Origin of the sequence: Flavobacterium sp., from assembly GCF_050696275.1 — a bacterium.
Taxonomy (GTDB): Bacteria; Bacteroidota; Bacteroidia; order Flavobacteriales; family Flavobacteriaceae; genus Flavobacterium.
The window spans coordinates 1-24,043 of the sequence record NZ_JBOGUT010000040.1; the positions used below are offsets into that span (position 1 = coordinate 1).

At 35.2% G+C, this 24,043-nt stretch carries 19 protein-coding genes; 12 read left to right on the forward strand and 7 right to left on the reverse strand.

The genetic code is table 11. From position 1 onward, the window contains the following. The first annotated feature begins 423 nt into the window (after nucleotides 1-423). Nucleotides 424-1,401 carry a hypothetical protein gene (locus tag ACRDEC_RS15575; protein ID WP_431499290.1) on the forward strand — a complete coding sequence of 326 codons (978 nt, stop codon included), beginning with the start codon at nucleotides 424-426 and terminating at the stop codon, nucleotides 1,399-1,401. A gap of 12 nt (nucleotides 1,402-1,413) precedes the next feature. Beyond that, nucleotides 1,414-1,815, forward strand: a complete 402-nt coding sequence (locus tag ACRDEC_RS15580; protein WP_431499291.1) for a hypothetical protein — start codon at nucleotides 1,414-1,416, stop codon at nucleotides 1,813-1,815. Nucleotides 1,816-1,884: 69 nt separating this feature from the next. Here ACRDEC_RS15580 and ACRDEC_RS15585 read toward each other — a convergent pair whose 3' ends face one another. The 3 genes from ACRDEC_RS15585 to gldJ form a co-directional block, all read right to left on the reverse strand. After that, the gene (locus tag ACRDEC_RS15585; protein WP_431499292.1) at nucleotides 1,885-2,520 is read right to left on the reverse strand and encodes an endonuclease III domain-containing protein; all 636 of its coding nucleotides are present in this window, start codon (nucleotides 2,518-2,520) and stop codon (nucleotides 1,885-1,887) included. A 67-nt stretch (nucleotides 2,521-2,587) separates the two neighbouring features. Beyond that, entirely contained in the window at nucleotides 2,588-3,871 is a 1,284-nt protein-coding gene (locus tag ACRDEC_RS15590; RefSeq protein ID WP_431499293.1) for a UDP-N-acetylmuramoyl-tripeptide--D-alanyl-D-alanine ligase, read from the reverse strand. Nucleotides 3,872-3,937: 66 nt separating this feature from the next. Beyond that, a complete protein-coding gene (gldJ, locus tag ACRDEC_RS15595; protein WP_431499294.1) occupies nucleotides 3,938-5,677 on the reverse strand; it encodes a gliding motility lipoprotein GldJ in 1,740 nt (579 codons plus the stop codon). A 201-nt stretch (nucleotides 5,678-5,878) separates the two neighbouring features. Here gldJ and porU point away from each other — a divergent pair, with 201 nt between their 5' ends. From porU to ACRDEC_RS15625, 6 genes are all read left to right on the forward strand, one after another. Next, nucleotides 5,879-9,715: a type IX secretion system sortase PorU gene (gene porU / locus ACRDEC_RS15600; protein ID WP_431499295.1), complete on the forward strand. Its 3,837-nt coding sequence runs from the start codon at nucleotides 5,879-5,881 to the stop codon at nucleotides 9,713-9,715. A gap of 39 nt (nucleotides 9,716-9,754) precedes the next feature. Then, the gene (gene porV / locus ACRDEC_RS15605) at nucleotides 9,755-10,927 is read left to right on the forward strand and encodes a type IX secretion system outer membrane channel protein PorV (RefSeq protein ID WP_431499296.1); all 1,173 of its coding nucleotides are present in this window, start codon (nucleotides 9,755-9,757) and stop codon (nucleotides 10,925-10,927) included. Between the two features lie 72 nt (nucleotides 10,928-10,999). Beyond that, entirely contained in the window at nucleotides 11,000-11,482 is a 483-nt protein-coding gene (cdd, locus tag ACRDEC_RS15610; protein ID WP_431499297.1) for a cytidine deaminase, read from the forward strand. Nucleotides 11,483-11,701: 219 nt separating this feature from the next. Continuing rightward, the gene (gene pdhA / locus ACRDEC_RS15615; protein WP_431499298.1) at nucleotides 11,702-12,700 is read left to right on the forward strand and encodes a pyruvate dehydrogenase (acetyl-transferring) E1 component subunit alpha; all 999 of its coding nucleotides are present in this window, start codon (nucleotides 11,702-11,704) and stop codon (nucleotides 12,698-12,700) included. 5 nt (nucleotides 12,701-12,705) lie between these two features. Beyond that, on the forward strand, nucleotides 12,706-14,322 hold the full coding sequence (locus ACRDEC_RS15620) for a 2-oxo acid dehydrogenase subunit E2 (protein ID WP_431499299.1): 1,617 nt from the start codon (nucleotides 12,706-12,708) through the stop codon (nucleotides 14,320-14,322). Between the two features lie 83 nt (nucleotides 14,323-14,405). Further along, nucleotides 14,406-15,083, forward strand: a complete 678-nt coding sequence (locus ACRDEC_RS15625; RefSeq protein WP_431499300.1) for an SDR family NAD(P)-dependent oxidoreductase — start codon at nucleotides 14,406-14,408, stop codon at nucleotides 15,081-15,083. Here the strand turns inward: ACRDEC_RS15625 and ACRDEC_RS15630 are convergent. Together ACRDEC_RS15630 and ACRDEC_RS15635 are read right to left on the reverse strand one after the other, a co-directional pair. Beyond that, nucleotides 15,080-15,778 (reverse strand): VanW family protein, encoded by a 699-nt coding sequence (locus ACRDEC_RS15630; RefSeq protein WP_431499301.1) that lies wholly within the window; start codon nucleotides 15,776-15,778, stop codon nucleotides 15,080-15,082. The two genes, ACRDEC_RS15625 and ACRDEC_RS15630, sit on opposite strands and share 4 nt — an antisense overlap. Next, nucleotides 15,775-16,449: a class I SAM-dependent methyltransferase gene (locus ACRDEC_RS15635; RefSeq protein ID WP_431499302.1), complete on the reverse strand. Its 675-nt coding sequence runs from the start codon at nucleotides 16,447-16,449 to the stop codon at nucleotides 15,775-15,777. Before ACRDEC_RS15635 ends, ACRDEC_RS15630 begins: the two co-directional genes overlap by 4 nt. Before the next feature lie 47 nt (nucleotides 16,450-16,496). Between ACRDEC_RS15635 and ACRDEC_RS15640 the strand changes: the two genes are divergently transcribed. From ACRDEC_RS15640 to ACRDEC_RS15650, 3 genes are read left to right on the forward strand one after another with little or no spacing between them, the layout of a single operon-like run. Then, nucleotides 16,497-17,096 (forward strand): SprT-like domain-containing protein, encoded by a 600-nt coding sequence (locus tag ACRDEC_RS15640; protein WP_431499303.1) that lies wholly within the window; start codon nucleotides 16,497-16,499, stop codon nucleotides 17,094-17,096. Nucleotides 17,097-17,119: 23 nt separating this feature from the next. Further along, nucleotides 17,120-17,569 carry a hypothetical protein gene (locus ACRDEC_RS15645; protein ID WP_431499304.1) on the forward strand — a complete coding sequence of 150 codons (450 nt, stop codon included), beginning with the start codon at nucleotides 17,120-17,122 and terminating at the stop codon, nucleotides 17,567-17,569. Nucleotides 17,570-17,581: 12 nt separating this feature from the next. Beyond that, nucleotides 17,582-18,643: a mannose-1-phosphate guanylyltransferase gene (locus tag ACRDEC_RS15650; RefSeq protein WP_431499305.1), complete on the forward strand. Its 1,062-nt coding sequence runs from the start codon at nucleotides 17,582-17,584 to the stop codon at nucleotides 18,641-18,643. Here ACRDEC_RS15650 and ACRDEC_RS15655 read toward each other — a convergent pair. After that, nucleotides 18,640-19,407, reverse strand: coding sequence for an ABC transporter ATP-binding protein (locus tag ACRDEC_RS15655; protein ID WP_431499306.1), 768 nt, complete (start codon nucleotides 19,405-19,407; stop codon nucleotides 18,640-18,642). The genes ACRDEC_RS15650 and ACRDEC_RS15655 overlap by 4 nt on opposite strands. Nucleotides 19,408-19,410: 3 nt before the next feature. After that, entirely contained in the window at nucleotides 19,411-20,160 is a 750-nt protein-coding gene (locus ACRDEC_RS15660; protein ID WP_431499307.1) for an MlaE family ABC transporter permease, read from the reverse strand. 144 nt (nucleotides 20,161-20,304) lie between these two features. On the opposite strand from ACRDEC_RS15660, the gene ACRDEC_RS15665 reads away from it, so the two are divergent. Next, a complete protein-coding gene (locus ACRDEC_RS15665) occupies nucleotides 20,305-23,871 on the forward strand; it encodes a DUF7619 domain-containing protein (RefSeq protein WP_431499308.1) in 3,567 nt (1,188 codons plus the stop codon). Nucleotides 23,872-24,043: the final 172 nt, after the last annotated feature.

Consider the following 24,043-nt stretch of genomic DNA (forward strand, 5'->3'; position numbering starts at 1 on the left):
GGTTTTTGTTTTACAGAAAGTAAGGCTCAAAAACACCAGAAACCGGCTTATTTAGGGTTTTTGGAGCTTGTTTTGTGCTGAAAAGGGGAACAAAAACCTCTAAATGAAAGCAAAATGAGCTTTTTAAAAGAAGAATCGCGTGAGGGATGGCAGTGAAAACCCTTTTTGTGAGCCTGCGAAACTAAAAGGTTGAAGCGAACAGCCCGACCCTTGGGGCACGCAAATAAAACTAGGAAAGAGAAGGGTTAATAATGCGAAATATTTTGATTTAAAAGATAGAAATAGGAAAATTACCCCTATAGAAAGGGTTTTTCTCCTTGATGAATACTCTGCCAAAGGACAGAAATTTGTTTTGATTGTTTTGCTAGCCTAAATGAATAGTGCTGGCTTTAAAAATGAAGTAAAACTAAATTTAAAAATGTCATGAGAATATGTAGAGAAATTAGTCGCTGGATAACAGAAAACGTTCAACAACCAGTAGAAAATTGGGTAAACAGAGAGGAAAGAAGATGCAGAGAGGAACCTTGTAATTGGTGGTGCTTGTGTTGTAATAAATGGTTCTGTTGGATTGTTGTAGTTGCGGTATTAGTAGTAACATGGATTATAGTAACTATCACAAAACTTATCACGGAAGTCGTGTGTACCATAGTGGGACTCGTTCTTGATCTTGTTGGTTTTGTCATTAATTTAATTTTGAGTATTCCAATAATAGGTGGAATTTTACGAACCATTATTAATTGGATAACTGAAATAGTTTGGAGAATTATTGGGTTGCCTGATTTTATAGCCTCCCTTGCGGGTATACGTCCTTTGAAAAAAATGTATGTCAAGTTAATTATTTTGAATAGAGATGGAAGGCCTCATACGAATGAAGCTACAGCAATTAGAGGAATCAGAACAGCCCAAAATATTTTTAGAACACAATGCAATGTTAATTTGATTTATACTGGTGTTTGTATCCCAAAATTGAACACTCCTGATGACGCTAATAATGTTGATTGTGGTGCTGGTGGATTCTTCTCTGATTGGTGGATTGCGGGTTCTTATTATGAATTGGTTTCTGCAGATTGCGCCTTTGAGGATGGCTTAAAAAGAGTACTTGGTTATGGCTCTGAACTGATTGTTTTCGTGGTTGAAAATATTAATCCGGCAGCTACTGTTGGTTGTAGTTTTGCTGCAACTCACAACTATGTTGTTGTAGAGCCAAATTTAACAGGAATTCAATCTATTGCTCACGAAATTGGACATTCCTGTCTAATGCCTCACATTGATGACGATCGAAATAATTTGATGTTTCCAACTATTAATGTTGATGGTACAACTGGTGAATTAGTGAATTTTGCCATGTCAAATCTTCAAATTGCTACTTTACGCGGTTCCAGACATTGTGTTTACATTTAATTTCGAATAGCTATGAGTAGTGAAACTGATCTTTATGTTATCCGATGTTCCGATGATTTGCTGTATCTGAAATCAGTTAAGTCAATATTTTATAGATTTAATGCGGTGAAATTTGATATGCGGAATTTAGATTCAAAAATAGCTTCAGAGTGGGAACAAAAAATAAACCAACAGTATAAAGCCTGTGGCTGTGGTGAAGGAAATTTTTTTGTTTTTATTTTCTTTTTAATTGCACTAGGATGGAAATATGCTCACAATCAGCTTTTTTTAAACTGGTCTACGTCATGTTTTGTTTTTCTAATGTGTCTTTTAGGGGCTTTTTTAGGGAAAGCTTTCGGGCAGTATTTGGCTTTCAGAAAATTAAAAAGGATTATCAATAAATTGGAAAGTTCAGATTGGAATTTTTATTGTTGAATTATTTATTAGAGAGGAGTTGATTAACTTCAGAAGTAACCAAAGCTATGTTTATCCACTGTGATTTATTTAGCTTTGGTTATTATAATAATAACAAATTAGACTTATGGGACATTCTCCGCATTTTGGATTGGTTGGCCGACAGGTTTCTCTTCCCAGAAAAGAGATGGCCATACCGATTTCTCCCCATATATCCTTTTGAAGGCTTTGCATTAGTTGTTTTTCGACTTTATTACCGTCTTTTACTTCATTAATTATTCCAATCCTTGGAGCTACCCTAATTACGTGAAGATCTGCTATAATTCCTTCTGCTGGTGAACCGGCTTCTCTCATGATTACGTTTGCAGATTTTCTTCCAATGCCTTTCAATGCAGTTAATTCTTCCATTGTGGTTGGAATATTGCTGTCTTTTTTGAGTGTTTTCGCAATTTCAATAAGCCATGCCGCTTTGGTTCCGAAGTTTCTGACTTTGCTGATGTGCGATGACAAAGCTTCAATATTTGATACTGAAAGGCTTTCCAAGGTGGGGTATACGTTGAATAAGGAAGGTGCTATTTTGTTAATATTGGCATCAGAATCTTGAGCGGATAAAATGACCATTACCATTAATTGGTACAAATTCTGATATTCTAGCGGATGCTTTCTTCCTTTGTATTTTAATAGTAAAGGCTTAAGATCTTCGCTCCAGTTATTTATTGGTATCATACGCTTGCTTTTTATAAAGTTATAAAAAAATGCAATAAAAAATCCAGCAATTAGCTGGATTTCAAATTTAAATAATATCTAAAGTTCTTTCTAATGCCATCCCCCGTGAACCTTTTATCAAAATGGTTTTATTTTGAGGTTTTAAGGTTTTGATGGTTTCTGCAAAATCTTCAAAGGTTTTATAGAAATGAATATGATTGTTCTCAATTTTATTTGCGTAAAAGTCTTTGCCTACAAAAATAGTTGTTATACCGGTTTCGTTGCGTAGTAGCTCAACGACTTTTTGATGCTCCGGAAGGCTTTCTGTTCCGAGTTCAAACATATCGCCCAAAATGGCAATTTTATCTTTCCCATCGATTTGCATGAAGTTGGTGATCGCTGCTGTCATGCTGCTTGGATTTGCATTATAAGCATCCAAAATAATGTTATTGGAGTCTTTCTTTAATAATTGCGAACGGTTATTTGATGGAATATAATTTTCGATTGCACTTTTTATTTCATCATCGCTAACGTTAAAATAGCATCCAATGGTGATAGCAGCATTAATGTTATTAGCATTGTATATTCCTATCAGGTGTGATTCAATAGTTTGGTTATTGAATCCGATTTTGACCATTGGATTGGCTGTAACAGAATCAAAATATACATTGCTTTTCATATTCATTGAAAAGGAATAATTTGTAATACCTTTACTTTTTTCTACTTGAATTGGATCGTCAAGGTTTATAAAAACGGTTTTCTGATTTTCCTGCAAATAGGTGTAAAGTTCACTTTTGCCTTTTATGACACCTTCAATTCCGCCAAAGCCTTCTAAGTGTGCTTTTCCAAAATTAGTTATATAACCGAAATCAGGTTCGGCGATAGAACACAGAAAAGCTATTTCTTTTTGATGATTGGCTCCCATTTCAACAATACCTATATCCGTATCTTCATTGAATGAAAGAAGAGTCAGAGGAACTCCAATATGGTTGTTTAAGTTTCCTAATGTCGCTTTTGTGGTGTATTTTTTGGAAAGAACAGTATTGATAAGTTCTTTTGTTGTTGTTTTTCCGTTGCTGCCGGTAAGAGCAATAATAGGTAAACCTAATTGCTGCCTGTGGTATTTAGCCAGTTCCTGTAATGCAGTTAAGCTGTCTGTAACCAATAACATTTTGTCTTCATCTGTATAGTATTGCTTGTTGTCAATAATTACAAATGAAGCGCCTTTGTTTAGGGCTTCCTGGGCAAATGTATTCGCGTCGAAATTATCGCCTTTAAGAGCTACAAAAAGGGAATTTGGATCAATCTTACGAGTGTCTGTTGATACAGAATCGCATTGTAAAAAACATTGGTATATCTCTTCGATTTTCATAATACGAAAGTAGTAAAAAAATAAAAGCCCTAAAAATAGGGCTTTTATATATTTTTTAAAAAAGAATTAGTTTCTTGCTTTTTTCTTAAAGTCAGCTTTTGGACCAACTCTTGACATTGCACATCTGAATCCAATGTAGTCAGTTGCGATGTCTTGTTGGCAGAATCTTCTTTGTGCCGGATCTAACCAATAAGCTCTGTCTCTCCAAGAACCACCTTTGTAAACTCTAACATCGTCACCGATAAGTGTTGTTCTTTTTGCAGATTTATCAAATTTTCTGTCTAAAGATCCAAGTGTGTCTTTTGATACTTTGTGAATAGGAGAATCGTACATTCTTTTCTTATCACTTAATTTTGCTTCACTTTCTTCAGAACCTCCGAAATCATAGAAACGAGTAGATTGTTTTTCACCATCTCTGTAGTTGATTTCATTACTCTTATCAAAGTTTTGTCTTAAGTAAGTTTCGTTTTGGTCAACAGGTACCTGAGCGATTTGTCCAGGAACATCTCTAGCGATGATTTTACCGTTACTTAAAGTGTCATACTTAATGTTTTCAGAAGTTACGAATTCGATTTTACCTTCTTTGTCAATTTTATTTTTTGTATAAACGTTACCACGGAAGTAGTTGAAATCATTTGCTTCATCATCAACTATAGGTCTGTATACGTCTTGAACCCATTCTGCAACGTTACCAGCCATGTCATACAATCCAAAGTCATTTGGTTGGTAAGATTTTACAGCTGCAGTAATATCTGCGTTATCATCAGACCATCCTGCAATTCCGCCGTAATCACCTTTACCTTGTTTGAAGTTAGCCAATTGATCACCTCTTGAAGTTCTTTTTCCAGAACGAGTGTAAGGACCTTTCCAAGGATATTTCTTCTGACCTCTGTAGATGTTATACTCTCTGTTTCCTACGTCAGCAGCAGATGCATATTCCCATTCAGCTTCTGTTGGAAGTCTGTATTCAGGAAGAAGTATTCCAGATGTTTTTTGTGCGTATACGTTTTTAGGTCCGTCAGTTCCTGCATCAGCAGTAGCTGCATCAGCGCTTGCGTCAGTATCAGCCTTTTTAGCTTTTTTAGCTTTACCTTTAGAACGACCTGATTTTTGTAAAACAATTTCTTCGTTTCCACTGAATGAAGTAGATGGGGATGCTAAATATGCTTCAGTATCAAAAGTATTTTGTGAATCAACGTCAACAACTTTTGCGCCTTTTTTCATGTATCCTTCTCTTTCAAGAATAGACTCATTTACACGGTTTGTTCTCCATTTTGCGAATTCAGTAGCTTGAATCCAGTTTACGCCTACTACAGGGTATTGTGAGTAAGCAGGGTGTCTCAAATAGTTATTAGTCATAGTTTCATTATAACCTAATCTATTTCTCCAAACTAATGTGTCAGGAAGAGCACCTTCATATATATGTTTGTAGTTTTCATCTGAAGGAGGGAAAACTCTTTTTAACCAATCTAAGTACTCCATGTACATGATGTTAGTTACTTCCGTTTCATCCATGTAAAAAGATTGAACGTGTTGTTGTGATGGAGTGTTGTTCCAATCATGCATTGGGTCATCTTGTACTTTACCCATTGTAAACGTTCCACCTTCAACTAATACTAAACCAGGAGCAGTTTCTTGTTTTGTAAAATTTGAGTTGTACTGGAAACCTCCATTAGGGTCGTTAATCTTCCATCCAGTAGCAGATGAAGTGTTTCTTGAACTTGACTTTTTACTACAACTAGTAAATCCGAATAGCACTATTAATGAAAAAAGCACTCTCACAGTCATAATTTTGTTTACTTTCATACTTTCAGTAGGTAATTATTTTGTGGCGCAATATAATAATTAACCATTAAACTGCAACACCTTTTTTATAAATATTTAAAAAAATCTTAAAATTTAGTTTTTTGTTGATATTACTTAACGTATTATGCCTTTTTATATTGTATAAAATATTTATTTTTACGAGCTAAAATAAAACAATGCCTTAAAGCGTTATCTTCTGATATGAGAAAAACTATCATAATACTATTGTTATTCATCTTACAAATTTCTTTAGCTCAGGAAAATAATCAAGTGGTTATTGATTGGTCTGATGACGGATACAATATCACTGAGAACAGTAAAATTAATATCCCGTATTTCAAATCTGACACCTATATATATAATGAAGAAAGAAAAACGGTTCTTTTCGCTAAAAAAATAAAAGTCAATTCGTTTGTCGATAGTGAAAGTCTTATAATTTCAAATGTAATATTTGAAACTATCGGAAGAGAGAAATTAGGAAACTTAGAAGTTGCCCAGATTCCGACAACCATAAAAGCGACTTTGCAAAATTCGCAGGCAAGGGATGTCAATTATGGAGTGCTGTCTTTTTCTCCTATTATTAAGGACGGCGGTTTTTTTAAAAGAGTTAAGTCTTTGAATTATTCATTTACTTTGAGTAGTGTAAATAAGGATAACAACACAGTACATAATGTGAATTCGATTGAGAATTCAGTTTTAAAAAGCGGTAATTGGCGTAGGTTTTATGTTGAAAAATCAGGAGTTTATAAAATTTCAAAATCATTCCTTTCAGAAATAGGCATCGATGTAAATGCAGATCCAAGAACAATAAAAATTTATGGGAATGGCGGAAGAATGATTCCGCTTGCGAACTCGGTTCCGTATCCAAATGATTTGGCTGAAAACGCTGTTTATTTCAATGGAGAGCAAGATGGTGTTTTTAATGATGCGGATTATATTCTGTTTTATGCCGAAGGAGTTGATAATTGGAATAATGACAGTCAGACACATTTAAATTTGTACGCTGACAGATCGTACTATTATGTTACAACTTCAGGAACTACCGGAAAAAGAATAACACCAATTATTGAATCTGCACAAGCTCCGGATGTTGTATTTACTGATTTCGATGATTATCAGTTTCATGAAGTTGATAAAGTTAATATTGTACGATTAGGAAGAAAATGGTTTGGAGAACAGTTTAATTTTGAAAATAATCAGAGTTTTTCGTTCACATTCCCTAATATGGATGTTTCGAAGCCAGTTACTGTAAAGGTTCAGGCTGCTGCTGCTGCTGTTGTTGCAACTTCATTTAATGTAAAAGTCAATGTACAAAATTTAGGAGACCTAAACTTTCCGGCTGTAAGTGGTGATGGTCCTGTTTTTGCCTTTGAAAACAGTCTTGTAGCTCCGGTTACATCTGCGAGTACTACTATCCCGGTTTTGTTGAGTTATAATGATAACGGTGTTCCGAGTGCCAATGGTTATTTGGATTATATCAGTTTGAAGGCCAAAAGCTTTTTGAAAGGATATGGGAAACAGTTTAGATTTGCTGTTGATAATGTAGCTGCCTCAATTGGAACCTGTGAATATAGATTTGAAAACGCCACAGCAATTAGCCAGGTTTGGGATATTACAGATATTTATAATGTAACTGGGAAAGTTAACAGTGGTCAAACACAGTTTTCATTCAAAGTGCTTATGGGGGAAGCGCGAAAATATATCGCTATTGATAATTCGGATATTTATTCACCTCAAAAAGATTCTAATGCTTTCGTTAGTAATCAGGATTTGAAAGGAACTATTTTTATGAATAATCAAGGAGCGTTTCAAGACGTAGATTATGTAATTGTAACCCCTGAAGTATTAAAATCACAAGCAACAAGACTGGCTGATTTTCATAGAACTTATTCGGGATTAAATGTAAAAGTAATTACTCTTGAAAGTTTGTATGTTGAATTTTCTTCCGGAAAACAAGATATTGGAGCTATCAGGAATTTTGTGAAATATATTTATGAAAACGGATCGTCTCCAAGCGGAAGAATTAAATATTTATGCCTTTTTGGTGATGCTTCTTATGATTTTAAAGATAGAATTCAAGACAACACAAACATAGTGCCTATTTTTCAATCACTTTACAGTTTTTCAATAGGTTCGTCTTTTATTTCGGATGATTATTTTGGTCTTATGGATGCTAATGAGGGAGATATGCTCAATTATCAGGGGCTTGATGTGGCAGTAGGAAGAATACTTGCTTCCAGTTTGGCGCAGGCTGAGCAAATGGTTACAAAGGTTATCGATTACCATAGTGATAAATCGTTCGGAAGATGGAGAAATAACTTAGTAATGATTTCTGATGATGTAGATAAGGTCAGTGATGCTTCACTTCAAAAAGATTTAGATATTATCTCTAATACAATTACAGCTCAAAAGCCGTTTTTGAATGTAAAGAAAATATATGCCGATGCTTATGTACAGGAAACAACTTCAGGTGGACAAAAATATCCAAAAGTAAAAGAAGAATTTGTCAATTCATTTGGTCAGGGTGCTTTGGTATTCGATTATTTCGGGCATGGAGGAGAAGATGGATTGTCAGCCGAAAGAATTTTTGAAAAGGGAGATGCAATCAATTTGAGTAATAAATATAAGTATCCGTTATTTGTGACTGTAACTTGTGAATTTACCCGTTTTGATAACCCTTTTAGACCAACTGCTGGAGAGTATGTATATTGGAATCCTTCAGGTGGCGCTGTTTCAATGGTAACTACAACAAGACAGATAGGACAGTCTACGGGTTCAATTTTTAATTCAAACTTGGCGTCGAACCTGTTTTCTTATGGGTCAAATAATTATGTTACTATTTCGGAAGCTGTCAGATTAACTAAGGTAGCTTCGGCAAGTACCGGTAATAATGTTGTATTTTATATTGGGGATCCGGCTTTAAAATTAGCTATTCCGAAACCGAAAATTATTTTAACCAAAATTAATGACGTACCGATTTCGCAACCGGTTGACGCATTAGAAGCACTTAGTTTCGTAAAGCTTTCGGGTGAAGTGGTTGATGAGTTTAATAATCCGTTGCCAAATTACAACGGAGAATTGGCGATTAATGTTTATGATAAAGAAATCAACAGAACTACTCTGGGTAATGATGGAATTATTATTGGAGGTGTTGTCGATAAAATGAATTTTACAACGATGGGAGAAACTATTTTCAGAGGAAATGCTTCGGTAACAAACGGGCAATTTGAATTTGGATTTGTGGTTCCTCGTGATATTAAAATTCCTCTTGGGAATGGAAAAGTAAGTTTTTATGCAAAAAACAATCTTATTCTTCAAGATCAGACTGGTTATGACGTCTCTATAAAAGTAGGAGGCTTAAATGAAAATGCTGTAGCAGATAACATTGGGCCGAGAGTAAGAATTTATATGAATGATGAGTCGTTTGTTTCAGGTGGAATTACAAATGAATCACCTTTATTTTTAGCTTTTCTGGAAGATGAAAACGGAATTAATACTGCAAGCGGAATTGGTCATGATATTATTGCTTATTTAGATGGTGATGAAACAAAGCCTTATGTTCTAAATGATTTTTATGAAACGGAATTAAACAATTACACTAAAGGAAAATTGAAATTTCCATTCCGAAATTTAGCATTGGGATTGCATACATTGACTTTCAAGGCATGGGATGTTTATAATAATATCGTAACTGCCGAACTGCAATTTATAGTTGTTGGGGATGATACCCTGACGTTGACAAACGTATTGAATTATCCTAATCCTTTCGTGAATCATACGGAATTTTGGTTTACACACAACAAACCTTTTGAGCCATTGGAGGTTCAGGTACAAGTGTTGACTGTTACAGGAAAAGTAGTATGGACAAAGAATCAGCTAGTAACTTCGGATGGTTCTCTGTCAAGAGATATTACTTGGGATGGTCGTGATGACTTTGGTGATAAAATAGGGAAGGGCGTTTATGTTTATAAATTAACCGTTCGGTCAACTCTCTCAAATAAAAAGACTGAAAAATTTGAGAAATTAGTGATACTTTAATAAAAGGATATATATTTGTTGAATACTTTATAAAATTATATGAAAAAAATAGCTTTTATACTTGCCGGATTTTTATTTGTTCTTAATGTTTCTGCTCAAAATGAAAGGCCCATTACAACAGGGGTTCCTTTTTTACTAATTACTGCCGATGCTCGTGCAGCGGGTATGGGAGATAATGGAGTTGCTACTTCAGCTGATGCTTTTTCACAGCAGTTTAACCCTGCTAAATATGCTTTTGCAATTAAAAAACAAGGGTTTACTGTGAGTTATACACCTTATTTAACGGATCTTGTTAATGATATTTCATTAGGTCAGGTTACTTATTATAATAGAATAAGTGAGCGTGCTGCATTTGCAACAAGTTTACGGTATTTTAGTTTAGGAGAAATTCAATTAACAGATGCTGGCGGAACGGATCAAGGTGTTGTAAAGCCAAATGAATTAGCACTTGATTTATCGTATTCGTTACATTTAAGTGATAAATTTGCGATGGCTGTAGCAGGTAGGTACATACGTTCAAACCTGAAAATTGCTTCGGCAAATAATGATGCTTCCGCTGCAAATAGTTTTGCTGTTGATGTAGCTGGATTCTATCAATCGGAAGAAATGGCTTTTACGGATTTTAACGGACGTTTCAGAGCAGGTTTCAATTTTCAGAATTTAGGCCCGAAAATATCCTATGATGCTGATGTGGAAAGAAGTTCTAATTTTCTTCCTTCAAACTTAAAGCTAGGTGGTGGTTTTGATTTTATTTTTGATGATTATAATAAAATTGGATTGAATTTAGAATTTAATAAATTATTGGTTCCAACTCCTAAAAAAGTAATCGATACTAATGGTAACGGTTTTATTGATGGTAATGAATCACAAGCTGCTGCCGATGAGTATAACAGCATTGGATGGGCTTCAGGGATTTTTAAATCATTCGGTGACGCTCCCGACGGTTTTGGAGAAGAGCTAAAAGAATTTACGTATGGAATTGGTGCTGAATATTGGTATCAGGATTCATTCGCGTTAAGAACGGGTTATTTTAATGAAAACAAAGACAAAGGAGCGAGAAAATTTGCTACACTTGGCGCCGGATTCAAATACACGACTATAACTTTAGATGTTTCTTATCTGTTTTCGATATCAAAAGTTAAAAACCCACTGGAAAACACCTTGCGTTTTTCTTTAACGTTTAACTTTGGTGACGACTACGATCAATATTAATAATCAATAAATATTCAATATATAATCCAAATTTCAATTTAAGAAATTTGGATTTTTTTTCCCTTATAAAGCATGAAAGAAGTAAATATTAATACACAACTGTTCGTTTTTGAATCCCTTGATGCGCTTTCTTCTGATGTTCAAAGTCTAATGCTGAAAGCAATCGAAATAAGAAAAAAAGCCTATGCTCCTTATTCTAAATTCCGTGTTGGTGCGGCTTTGCTTTTAGATAATGGTGAAATAGTTTTGGGTTCTAACCAAGAGAATGCTGCGTATCCGTCAGGGCTTTGCGCCGAAAGAGTTGCTATATTTTACGCTGGAGCTAATTTTCCGGATGCAAAAATTATTAAAATTGCGATTTCAGCAACATCCGATTTAAATCCGAATACAACTCCAATTCCTCCTTGTGGAGCATGCCGTCAGTCAATAGCAGAATACGAATTCAAACAAGAAAAGCCTATTGAAATGTTTTTCATGGGAGAATCAGGAATGATTTACAAATCAGCATCACTTAAAAATTTACTGCCTTTTACTTTTGATAAGAACTTCTTATAAAATTCTTAAAAAGTACGTTTTAAATTTTACTTCTAAGTTTGAAAGTCTTATTTTTGCTTTCGCAAATTTGTGTGAAGTCAATATTTAGCTTTGGGCTCAATTATTACAAGCACAAAACTTTAAGAAAAGAGAATTGTGTGAAATACACCTTAATATATTCTTGCAAAAGGGTGTTTTAAAGTATTCCATGCGATCCAAGAAATAAAACAAAATTAACTCATGAAAGAAGTTACAAAAGAAGTTTACTTAAAGTGGTATGAAGACATGCTGCTTTGGAGAAAGTTTGAAGACAAACTAGCGGCACTTTATATCCAACAAAAAGTAAGGGGATTTCTTCACTTATATAACGGACAGGAAGCCGTTTTGGCTGGAGCACTCCATGCTATGGATTTAACCAAAGACAAAATGATTACTGCTTATCGTAATCACGTACAGCCAATTGGAATGGGTGTTGATCCAAAAGCGGTTATGGCTGAACTTTTAGGTAAAGTGACCGGAACTTCAAAAGGTATGGGTGGTTCAATGCATATTTTTTCAAAAGAAAAAGGGTTTTATGGTGGTCATGGAATCGTAGGAGCTCAGATTCCTGTTGGAGCTGGTATTGCTTTTGCAGATAAATATTTCAATACTGGCGGAGTGACATTAACCTATTTTGGTGATGGTGCTGCTCGTCAGGGTTCGCTTCATGAAGCTTTTAACATGGCGATGTTGTGGAAATTACCTGTTGTTTTCATTGTTGAAAATAATGGTTATGCAATGGGGACTTCTGTTGAAAGAACAGCAAACCACACAGATATCTGGAAATTAGGTTTAGGGTATGAAATGCCTTGTGGGCCGGTTGACGGAATGAATCCTATCAAAGTAGCTGAGGCGATGGCTGAAGCAATTGACAGAGCACGTCGCGGTGATGGGCCAACTTTCCTTGAAATGAAAACATACCGTTACAGAGGACATTCTATGTCTGATGCACAATTATACAGATCAAAAGAAGAGGTCGAAGAATATAAAAAAATTGACCCAATCACTCAGGTTCTTGATGTGATTAAAGAGAAAAAATATGCTACAGATGAAGAAATTGAAGCTATCGATGAAAGGGTAAAAGATTTAGTAGAAGAATGCGCAACATTTGCTGAAGAATCTCCTTTCCCGGAAGTACAACAATTATATGATGTAGTGTACGAACAAGAAAATTATCCATTCATTCCTCATAAACTATAATCAATATGGCAACAGTAATTACAATGCCTCGTTTGAGCGATACTATGACGGAAGGAACAGTAGCGACTTGGCTTAAAAAAGTTGGAGATAAGATTCAGGAAGGTGATATTCTTGCTGAAATTGAAACGGATAAAGCAACAATGGAATTCGAATCTTTTAATTCCGGAACGCTTTTACACATCGGAATCCAAGAAGGTGAATCTGCACCGGTTGATTCACTTCTTGCTATTATCGGAAAAGAAGGGGAAGATATTTCCGCATTGTTGAGTGGCGGCGCTTCTGTTTCAAAAACGGAGGAGGCTCCTGTAGCTTCGGCTGAAGAAACAAAAAAAGAAGTAAAAGCGGTCAGCGAACTTCCTGCAGGTGTTAAAATTGTGACCATGCCTCGTTTGAGTGATACAATGACGGACGGTACTGTAGCAACCTGGTTGAAGAAAGTGGGTGATGTTGTGAAAGAAGGTGATATTCTTGCTGAAATTGAAACAGACAAAGCTACAATGGAGTTTGAGTCATTTAATGCAGGAACTCTTTTATATATTGGAATTAATGAAGGTGAATCAGCACCTGTAGATAGTATTTTAGCGATTATAGGGCCAGCAGGAACGGATGTTTCTGATCTTGCAGCTAATTTTAAATCAGGAGGTTCAGCAGTTACTGCTCCAACAACTGAAAAAACAGTTGAAGCAGCTGCCCCTGTAACAAATAATACCCAGGAAACTACAAATACTACGAGTAGAATTTTTGCTTCGCCTTTGGCTAAAAAAATAGCTGAGGATAAAGGAATCAATTTGTCACAAGTAAAAGGTTCCGGTGAAAATGGTAGAATCGTTAAAAGTGATGTTGAAGGATTTACGCCTCAGGCAGCAGTTCAGCAAACAGTTGCTCCTGTAGCGACTGCTTCTGCACCAGCGGCAGTAAAACCATTTGTTCCTGCAGGTGAAAAATTCTCAGAAGAAATCAAAAACTCGCAAATGCGTAAAACCATTGCGAAACGTTTGTCAGAATCTATATTTACTGCACCTCATTTCTATCTGACTATAGAAATTGCGATGGACGAAGCAATGAAATCAAGAGCAACTATCAATACTATCCCAGATACGAAAGTGTCATTCAATGATATGGTAGTTAAAGCTTGCGCTATGGCTTTGAAAAAACATCCGCAGGTTAATTCTCAATGGAGAGAAGATGCAATGATTATTAACCATCACGTAAATATTGGTGTAGCTGTAGCTGTTGAAGACGGTTTGGTTGTTCCGGTATTAAATTTTGCTGACCAAATGAGTTTAACTCAAATTGGAGCAAGTGTTAAAGATTTGGCTGGAAAAGCAAAAAACAAAAAACTGACTCCTGCTGAAATGGAAGGAAGTACTTTTACAGTTTCTAATCTTGGAATGTTTGGTATTACCGAGTTTACATCAATTATCAATCAGCCAAACTCCGCTATTTTATCTGTGGGCGCCATTGTTGAAAAACCAGTGGTAAGAAACGGTCAGATTGTAGTTGGAAATACTATGAAAGTGACTTTGGCTTGTGATCATAGAACTGTAGATGGAGCAACAGGAGCTCAATTTCTGCAAACATTAAAACAATTTATTGAAAATCCCGTAACTATGTTGGCTTAACCGCTAACAGGGTTTAAATTATAGAATCTCATCTTGAATCCTTCTTGATGAGATTTTTTTTATTTTAGCTAAAATTCATTAGAATGAAAAATATCATTATTACAGGAACTTCAAGGGGAATAGGTTATGAGTTGGCGTTACAATTTGCAAATGCCGGACATAATGTTTTGGCTATTTCCAGAAAAACACCTCAAACATTAATCGAGAATCCTAATATAACTTGCCTTTCAGTTGATCTATCGAATGAAAAAGATTTGGAGAAGGTAGCGGGTTTTCTTTCTCAGACATGGAAAAAAGCAGACGTTATTATACATAATGCAGGTTCTTTATTGCTGAAACCTTTCGGTGAAATCTCTGCTGTCGAATTTGAAAATGTATATAAAGTGAATGTGTTTGGGGTGGCAAATCTAACCCGAATCTGTATTCCGTTTTTGCGGAAAGGAAGCCATGTTGTTACAATCAGCTCAATGGGAGGTATTCAGGGGAGCATGAAATTTGCCGGACTTTCTGCTTATAGTTCCAGTAAAGGTGCGGTGATTACATTGTCAGAATTATTGGCGGAAGAATATAAAGAAAAAGGAATTTCATTCAATGTTTTAGCACTTGGAGCTGTTCAGACCGAAATGTTACATGAAGCTTTTCCGGGGTATGAAGCTCCGATTTCTGCAAAGGAAATGGCTGATTATGTTTTCAACTTTGCCTTAACGGGCAATAAATATTACAACGGGAAAGTACTGCAGGTTTCATCAACGACACCTTAATTCAATTTTTTGTAAATCGAGAAGCAGTAATGATTGCTGTTTTTAGTTGTTGAAACTTCAATAGTCTCGCCTTTATAGTTTCGGATAAAATGGAGCTCAGATTCATTCACCTTTTCGGTGCTTAACAGATGGCAACTGATAAAATTTTCTTCGAATGTAAAAGAGAATTTTATAGGGAATGAAAAGGTGTTTTTAATTCTTAAATCCTTGTATCCATATACTACAGTAGCATCTGCGCCCAAAGGTGTAAAACGATCTTCCTCTTTATAAATGTCTAAAGAATGATTGTATCGCTCGGTAATTTGAAGATCTGTTTTTAAAGCAGTGAAATAAATGATGCTGGAAAGCTGGCATAATCCGCCCCCAATTTCCTCTGAAACAATCCCGTTTACAATATTTCGGCCTTTTTTGAAATTATTTCTCTCATTAGGTTCTCCTATAATTTTCCAAAATGAAAAAAATTGATTCGGCATAACTACAATCGTTTCAATTTTGCAGGAAGCAACGGTAAGATTGTGCAGCTTATTTTCAAAAAACAAACCGTTTTTAATTTCCTGCTGCGTCGAAATGGCGTTTTTAAATTCAATTTCTATAGGCTGTTTTCCCGCAAATGCTGTTTTTCTGTCCAAAAGGAATCGCCTGAAAAGCTGGGCCTTTAGTTTTACTTTTTTCGGGATTAATGATTTTAGCTTCATTTTTTTTCTAATTCAATAATGACATAGGAAGCGTATTCTTTTAGGAACGACCTGCAAAGGAAATTGTCAATTTTAATAAAAAAACTTCTGATGGACGATGGTAAACGATGAATCGGAATAAAAAGAATTCCGTGGTATTTTTTTAAAATCCAATTGGTTTTTGTCATTTGCAGTATTTCTTCAATGGAAAACTGATTTGCCGCGTGCCAATTCCCGGCATTATATTGTGTAGTGCGTCTTCTTTTTTTGGAAGGAAAATCAAAAATTAATGTACCGTTAGCATTCAGTTTTTTATGAGATTCCTCAAGAAATGCTTCGGTGATTTCTTTGTTTAAATGCATAATGACATGCAGGGAGAAAATGGCGTCAAAAAAATAATCCTGAAAAGGAATTGCCGAAACAGAGCCTTCTTTTATCTCTTTTTCCGGGAATTTGCTTTTGGCTATTTCAATCATATTGGGGCTAATATCAACTCCGAAATTCGCGAAATCTAAAAATCTGCCGGTCCCACAACCCAGATCGAGAATTTTTCCTGCAGTGATTTTAGATAAGAAGTCCTTTAAAAATACACGCTCCTGATTGTCTATGTACTTTCCATAAGAATTCTCAAACCGATTAGAATCGTAGGAGGAAGCTAAATCATTATAGTATTGTTTTATTTCTTCATTCATCAGATAAATATATAGCATTTCTGCTAAAAATAAATAAATTTGTAAAAATGACTGAAGTACTGGCAAAATATCTTCCTGAACATTCTGTTGCGCTTTGTTTTGAATTAATCAAAGCGCATCATGTGCATCTTAAAATTGTAAATGAGCGTATTACACGTCATGGAGATTATCGCAAAGATGCGAGAGGATTTCACCTGATTACTGTTAATGCCAGCTTAAACAAGTATCGTTTTCTGATGACTTTAATTCATGAAATTGCACATTTGGTTGCTTTTGAAAAATACGGAAGAAACATTAAACCACACGGAGACGAATGGAAATTAACCTTTCAGCGGTTGATGGCGCCCTTTATAAGACCGGAAGTTTTTCCAAATCAGTTGCTGCCGTTGTTAGCCAGACATTTCAGAAATCCGAAAGCAAGCAGCGACACTGATGCAACGTTGTCATTGGCATTAAAACAATTTGACCCTTTAAACGATAAAAATTATATCTTTGAAATTCCTTACGGAAGTGTTTTTAGAATTCACAACGGCAAGATTTTTAAAAAAGTGGCTTTACGTTTAAAAAGATATGAATGTCTGGAAGTTAGCTCAGGGCGAGTTTATTTGTTCAATCCAAATGCAGAAGTTGAATTATTGCCTAATTGATTTTAAAGTGAAGATTTAAAGTTATGATTTTAGATTTTTTGAAAAAGAAACCGTACCTGTTTTTGCTTTTTTCATCAGCAGTCTTCTTTTTTAAGTTTTTTTTAATTGATACCAATAATGCTGCATTAAATGTAAATGTACAGGACACGTATTGTGTTATTGAGCATAAATTTGTCGATAAAGTGGTAGCAATTATCTTCTTTTTGTTTTTTAGTTTATACTGGATTAGTGATAAGATGAGTTTAGTGACATACAAAATTGTAAATAGTATTCACATTTATTGTTCTATCGTTTGTTTAATTGGAATTACACATACAAGTATTTTTATCTTTCCTTTATTTACCGACCAACACAATAGTTTGGTTGATGTAATAATAATGGTTTTGGCCATATTGTTTATAGGGGTACAGGTCTTATTTGTAATAAATATATTAGCTGGATTGTTTAAGAAAATTAAATATCTGGCTACTTAGCAACTCAAAAAAATGAATAAAAATTATTACGCAATATTAATGGCTGGCGGAGTTGGTTCTCGATTTTGGCCGGTAAGTACAGCCGATTTTCCTAAGCAGTTTCATGATATGCTGGGAACAGGAGAAACTTTGATTCAAAAGACTTTTAGCCGTTTGTCTCAACTCATTCCAAAAGAGAATATTCTGATTCTTACTAATGAGAGTTATAATGATATAATTTTAGAACAATTACCGCAGGTAAAACAAGATCAGATTATTCTGGAACCTGCCATGCGGAATACGGCTCCATGTATATTATATGCATCTTTAAAAATTAAAAAACTGAATCCTGACGCCGTTATGGTGGTTGCTCCGAGTGATCACTGGATTGAAGATGAAATGCAGTTTGTTTCGAATTTACAGAATGCCTTCAACTTTTGCGAAATGCAGGATACTTTAATGACTTTGGGTATTTTGCCAACATTTCCTAATACCGGTTATGGTTATATTGAATTTGATAAATTAGACTCCAGACCGATAAAAAAAGTGGTGCAGTTCCGTGAAAAACCGGATTATGCTACAGCACGGAAATTTGTACAAAGCAGAAATTACCTTTGGAATGCAGGGATTTTTATCTGGAGCGTACAATCGGTATTGAAAGCATTTGAAAAATACCAGCCGGAGATGTTTTCTCAATTTATGGATGGTTATGAAGCTTATAATACACCATCGGAAAAAGAATATATTAAAGAAAATTACCCTAAAGCAGAAAATATTTCGATTGACTATGCTGTAATGGAAAAAGCACAGAATGTGTTTGTACAGCCGGCAACCTTCGATTGGAACGATTTGGGAACCTGGGGTTCACTTTACGACAAATTACCAAAAGACGAACAGGAAAACGCCGTGGTTAATGCCTCTGTTTTTCTGGAAAATGCTTCCAATAATATCATCAGAACCGAAGGTAAAAAATTGGTAGTTATTGATGGATTAAAAGACTTTATCGTAGTAGATAAAAACGATGTACTGCTTATTTATCCAAAAAGCAAAGAGCAGGATATTAAAGCGGTTGTCGCAAAATTAAAGAAGGATTAATTTCCTTCTTTTAAAACTGCTTCTCTTACTTTTTTAAATAACTCAGAAGAATAAACAAAATCGGTAACGGCTTCGTTATCGGTTTTGAAAATCTGTGTTTTATCACCTTCCCATTCTTTCAATCCGTTTTTCAGGAATACAATTTTATCGCCAATCTCCATTACAGAGTTCATATCGTGAGTATTTATTACAGTTGTAATGTTGTATTCGGCAGTGATTTCCTGAATCAGATTGTCAATAACGATGGCTGTTTTCGGATCTAATCCTGAATTGGGCTCATCGCAGAACAAATACTTCGGATTGTTTACAATGGCACGTGCAATGGCAACCCTTTTTTGCATTCCACCGGATATTTCAGAAGGTTTCTTTTTATGGGCATCAATAAGTTTAACCCTATCAATAACAAAATCAACTCTTTCTTTAATTTGTTTTGGGGTTTTGGAAGTAAACATTTTTAAAGGGAAACCAATATTCTCTTCAACGGTCATCGAGTCAAACAAAGCACTTCCCTGAAAAACCATGCCTATTTCAGTACGCAATTCGCGTTTTTCATCGGCATTCAAATCGGAATAAACACGGCCATCAAACGAAATAGTCCCGCTATCAGGTGTGTGAATACCCAGCAGTGATTTAAGGAAAACAGTTTTTCCAGAACCACTCTGCCCGATAATCAGATTTGTTTTTCCAGTGTCAAGTACAGTAGAAACTCCTTTTAGAACCATTTGGTCACCAAATGATTTTTTGATATTTTTTACTTCAATCATGAGCTAGTTCGTTAAAAGAAGTTGTGTTAATATATAATTCACCAAGATAATAACCACAGAAGTCCAAACGAAGGCAACTGTACTGGCTTTACCCACTTCGAGCGCTCCTCCTTTCATATAATAGCCATGAAAAGAAGGAATCGTTGCTAAAATTAAAGCAAAAACAAATGTTTTAATAAAAGCATAGGCAATATGAAAAGGAATAAATTCAACCTGTAATCCATTGACAAATTCGTCAGCTGAAGCAAAACCGCCGTATACAGCAGCCATCCATCCGCCAAGGATTCCTAAAAACATACTAATTCCTATTACAAAAGGATATAGCAGTAAAGCAATCAATTTTGGAAAAACCAAATAGTTTAAAGAATTGACACCCATAACTTCAAGCGCGTCAATTTGTTCTGTAACACGCATGGTTCCTATACTGGAAGTGATAAATGAACCCATTTTTCCTGCCATAATGATGGAAATAAAAGTAGGGGCAAACTCCAGAATCACTGATTGTCTGGTAGCAAAACCAATAAGGTATTTCGGGATTAAAGGATTGGTCAGATTTAAAGCTGTCTGGATGGAAACAACCCCGCCAACAAAAAAGGAGATGAAAGCGACAATTCCCAATGAATCTATAATCAGGTCATCAATTTCCTTAAAAATTAAACTTCGCATCACAGACCATTTCGTAGGTTTCTTGAATATCTCCTTCAGCATTAAAAAATACCTTCCTATCTGCGATAAATATCGGACTAACATCATTGGCTTAAAAATATTAGCGAAAATACGAAAATAGTTGCGAGTTATGGTTTATGGAATATGAGTTTTTTATTTCTTAATTTATTTTAATCACATTAACTGATGGTGGTTTGTTTTAGTATGTATATTTGTACAAAAATATTTTATATGAAGAACTTCTACTTACTCATTGCTTTTTTTGTGTTTTCTATTAGTTATGCGCAGAATCCAACGGATATTGAACATAATTTCAGTGTTTCAGGATTACCTTCAAATTATTATTATTATAAAAATGATATTAAAAACAACAGTAAATCAAAGACGGTAATCCAACCAGATGGTAAGATAATTATCAATAGCGGTAATGGATTAGAAAGAATTGATGACAATGTTAAAGATTTGAGTTTTAATACCGGAACTGGATTTGAGACTCTTCCATACCAATCTTGGAATAATCCATGTGCCATAAATGGTATTGCTGTCCAGCCAGATGGCAAGATACTAGTGGGAGGAACAAATTTTACGCATTATAATGGTACAGCTGTTAAGAAATTAATACGGCTCAATAGTAATGGCAGCTTGGACATTTCCCTCAATGTGGATTACTTTAATCAAATGGTTGTCCAGCCCGATGGGAAAATCATAGTTTGTGGGAGTTCAGGCCTTACAACTTCAGCATTGTTCAGGTTAAACAGTAATGGGGATTTAGATACTACCTTTAATCTTGATTTCTCAAGCTACATGAACCAGATGGTTTTACAGCCGGATGGTAAGCTATTGGTTGCAGCCTATTTTCCAGACGGTCAAAGGTTTAGAAGATTTAATGCTGACGGAAGCCTCGATTCGAGTTTAAATTTTACACTTGGAATGAATGACTATATCGTGTCAATTGCAACACAAATGGATGGGAAGATATTGCTGGCAGGAAGTTTTTCAACATATAATACCGTAGCTGTAGGGAATTTAATAAGATTAAATGTTGACGGGAGTCTTGATTCTTCTTTTTCTACAACTGGAATGGGTCTTTTGGAATTAAAAGATATAATTGTTGATCCGAATGGCAAAATACTTGTAGCATCAGATTATGGCAATAATGGGGTCTATCCATCAGCTTTAGGAAGTGTTTTAAGATTAAATCCCAATGGAAGCATTGATGGGAGCTTTATCCTGTCTACTTCTGGTACAGCCTATTGTTACCCACATCCTATTTTAAATGGGATTACTCTTCAAAATGACGGTAAAATCATTATTGAAAGGAATGAGAATTGTGCGGCCTCTGATTTTAAATTTGATGGAGTAGGAAGACTTAATAGTGATGGAAGTATTGATTATACCTTTAATATGGGTTCAGGATTTGATGAAAAAGTCAAAGCCATTGCGGTACAAGCTGACGGTAAAATATTAGTAGGGGGAGCATTTTCAAGTTTTAACGGAACTCCGGCAAGGTTTATCGCCAGATTTAATGCTGATTATACAAGAGATTTAACCTTTGATGTTGGACTGGGTTTTAATAATGCTGTTAATGCCATTGTGATACAGCCCGACGGGAAAATCTTGGTGGGTGGAGATTTTTACCAATATAACGGCGTGTATGCCAAAGGTTTGGTGAGATTAAATAATGATGGGAGTATAGATAATTCTCTGCCTGTGTCCTCTTCTGTTGGTTTTGATGGAAGAGTTAGTACAATCCTGTTACAGACAGATGGGAAAATGCTTGTAGGTGGCGCTTTTACAGATTATTGGGATTCTTTTGGAGGAAGATCTTATTGTGATGGAATTGTCAGATTGTATAACAGCAATGGTAAGGTTGATACTAGTTTTTATACCAGTGTTTATGGTTTTGAAGGAGCTGTAAATGTTATTAAGACTACGCCTGACGGTAAGATCCTTGTAGGAGGAAGTTTTTCAAGATACAAACAGGTTTATTCTCCTTATTATATTGTTTTAAATGCTGCAGGTTCTATTCTTTATTCAAATGCTTCAACAAGTACTACCGCTCTTACGTATGCTTATAGCGATGTGAATGATATTTTTGTAGAGGGAAATGGCCTGTTTTATCTGTTGGGAACTAAAGGAGGTTTGATAAAATTGGGAGGAACACCTTTCCCCTATACATGCAATATCAACGGATCTGTAAATACTATATGTGTACAGCCTGACGGAAAATTTCTAATTGGAGGGAATTTCACTAAAGTTAACGACCAGATTTTGAACAATAGAATTGTCAGATTAAGCCCAACCGGGATTTTAGATATGGATTTTGATTCTAATAATGCTTTTAATGGCAGCGTTCATGCCATAAAACTGCAATCGGATGGTAGGATTTTAGCTGGAGGAGGGTTCACAACATACAAAGGAATAGATGCTAAAAAAATAATATCTTTAAGAGGGGATAATTTTTACACTGTTTCAGGAAGTAATAAGTTTGATTTAAACAATAACGGGTGTGATGTTAACGATCCGAAGTTTCCCTTTTTAAAATTTCAAATTTCGAACGCTCAAACGCAAATTCCTAATTCCTCAGGAAGTTATTCCTATTTTTTAGAAGCAGGAAATTATACAATAACGCCTGTTTTCGAGAACCCAACTTATTTTAATGCATCTCCATCAAGTGTAACAGTTAATTTCCCTTCTCAAGGAAACGCTGTCCAAAATTTCTGCATTACGCCAAACGGCGTACATTCTGATTTGGAAGTAATAGTATTGCCAATAAATCCTGCAAGACCTGGATTTAATGCCAAGTATAAACTGGTGTATAAAAACAAAGGAAACCAAATTCAATCAGGCACTGTCAGTCTTAATTTCAGTGATGCGGTTTTAGACTTTGTTTCTGCCACTCCGGCTGTGGCAAGCCAGGGGACTGATTTATTGTCTTGGAATTTTACAAATCTTAAGCCGTTTGAATCGAAAGAAATAGAGGTTACATTCAATCTAAATTCACCTCTAGAAACACCACCGCTTACCGGAGGGATTGTTCTAAAATATACTACTAATATTACATCGGCTCAAACAGATGAAACGCCTAATGATAATGCTTTTGTTTTGAACCAAACGGTTGTGAATTCATTTGATCCAAATGACAAAACCTGTCTGGAAGGGATAACAGTTGGTACCGATAAAGTTGGCGATTATGTACATTATGTAATCCGTTTTGAAAATACAGGAACTTATAGGGCCGAAAATGTTGTTGTTAAGGATTTGATTGATACAAATAAATTCGATGTTAATTCCCTGATTCCTTTGAGCGGAAGCCATTTGTTTACCACAAAAATTTCTGAAGGGAACAAAGTCGAGTTTAAATTCGAAAACATCAATCTTCCTTTTGCGGCCGGAACGAATACAGGTTATGTTGTATTCAAGATCAAGACCAAATCAATTTTAGCTGCAGGTGATACTTTTGGAGGAAACGCTGCTATTTATTTTGATTATAATTCTGCAATCACTACTAATACGTACACGACCACAATTCAGGCATTGAGCGTTCGTGATTTTAGTTTTGGGAATTATTTCAGTCTGTATCCTAATCCTGTCAGTGATGTGCTCAATATAAATAAGAAACAGGATGTTGAAATTACATCCATCCATATTTATAATACATTGGGACAATTGGTGATTGTAATCCCAAATGCAAAAGATGTTGCAGCGATTGATGTTTCCAATTTGTCTTCCGGAAATTATTTTGTCAAGATAAACTCCGATAAAGGAACTTCAAATACGAAATTCATTAAACAATAAATAAAGAAAAAGCCTCGCAAATTGTGAGGCTTTTTTATTTTAAATAATGTCCCGTCCTGAAATAAGTTGACATAAAATTGACTTATTATGAATAGATCAGAAAACAGCGCAGAAAAGCGTAGTCAACGCGATTATAATTTGGGCTTTAAATTAGCTGTTATTTCGCAAGTAG

What these genes read in the sequence shown, in the direction of transcription:
- ACRDEC_RS15575 (WP_431499290.1), top strand. Translation starts at nt 424, where the DNA reads ATGAGAATATGTAGAGAAATTAGTCGCTGGATAACAGAAAACGTTCAA.
- ACRDEC_RS15580 (WP_431499291.1), top strand. Translation starts at nt 1,414, where the DNA reads ATGAGTAGTGAAACTGATCTTTATGTTATCCGATGTTCCGATGATTTG.
- ACRDEC_RS15585 (WP_431499292.1), bottom strand. Translation starts at nt 2,520, where the DNA reads ATGATACCAATAAATAACTGGAGCGAAGATCTTAAGCCTTTACTATTA.
- ACRDEC_RS15590 (WP_431499293.1), bottom strand. Translation starts at nt 3,871, where the DNA reads ATGAAAATCGAAGAGATATACCAATGTTTTTTACAATGCGATTCTGTA.
- gldJ (WP_431499294.1), bottom strand. Translation starts at nt 5,677, where the DNA reads ATGAAAGTAAACAAAATTATGACTGTGAGAGTGCTTTTTTCATTAATA.
- porU (WP_431499295.1), top strand. Translation starts at nt 5,879, where the DNA reads ATGAGAAAAACTATCATAATACTATTGTTATTCATCTTACAAATTTCT.
- porV (WP_431499296.1), top strand. Translation starts at nt 9,755, where the DNA reads ATGAAAAAAATAGCTTTTATACTTGCCGGATTTTTATTTGTTCTTAAT.
- cdd (WP_431499297.1), top strand. Translation starts at nt 11,000, where the DNA reads ATGAAAGAAGTAAATATTAATACACAACTGTTCGTTTTTGAATCCCTT.
- pdhA (WP_431499298.1), top strand. Translation starts at nt 11,702, where the DNA reads ATGAAAGAAGTTACAAAAGAAGTTTACTTAAAGTGGTATGAAGACATG.
- ACRDEC_RS15620 (WP_431499299.1), top strand. Translation starts at nt 12,706, where the DNA reads ATGGCAACAGTAATTACAATGCCTCGTTTGAGCGATACTATGACGGAA.
- ACRDEC_RS15625 (WP_431499300.1), top strand. Translation starts at nt 14,406, where the DNA reads ATGAAAAATATCATTATTACAGGAACTTCAAGGGGAATAGGTTATGAG.
- ACRDEC_RS15630 (WP_431499301.1), bottom strand. Translation starts at nt 15,778, where the DNA reads ATGAAGCTAAAATCATTAATCCCGAAAAAAGTAAAACTAAAGGCCCAG.
- ACRDEC_RS15635 (WP_431499302.1), bottom strand. Translation starts at nt 16,449, where the DNA reads ATGAATGAAGAAATAAAACAATACTATAATGATTTAGCTTCCTCCTAC.
- ACRDEC_RS15640 (WP_431499303.1), top strand. Translation starts at nt 16,497, where the DNA reads ATGACTGAAGTACTGGCAAAATATCTTCCTGAACATTCTGTTGCGCTT.
- ACRDEC_RS15645 (WP_431499304.1), top strand. Translation starts at nt 17,120, where the DNA reads ATGATTTTAGATTTTTTGAAAAAGAAACCGTACCTGTTTTTGCTTTTT.
- ACRDEC_RS15650 (WP_431499305.1), top strand. Translation starts at nt 17,582, where the DNA reads ATGAATAAAAATTATTACGCAATATTAATGGCTGGCGGAGTTGGTTCT.
- ACRDEC_RS15655 (WP_431499306.1), bottom strand. Translation starts at nt 19,407, where the DNA reads ATGATTGAAGTAAAAAATATCAAAAAATCATTTGGTGACCAAATGGTT.
- ACRDEC_RS15660 (WP_431499307.1), bottom strand. Translation starts at nt 20,160, where the DNA reads ATGATGTTAGTCCGATATTTATCGCAGATAGGAAGGTATTTTTTAATG.
- ACRDEC_RS15665 (WP_431499308.1), top strand. Translation starts at nt 20,305, where the DNA reads ATGAAGAACTTCTACTTACTCATTGCTTTTTTTGTGTTTTCTATTAGT.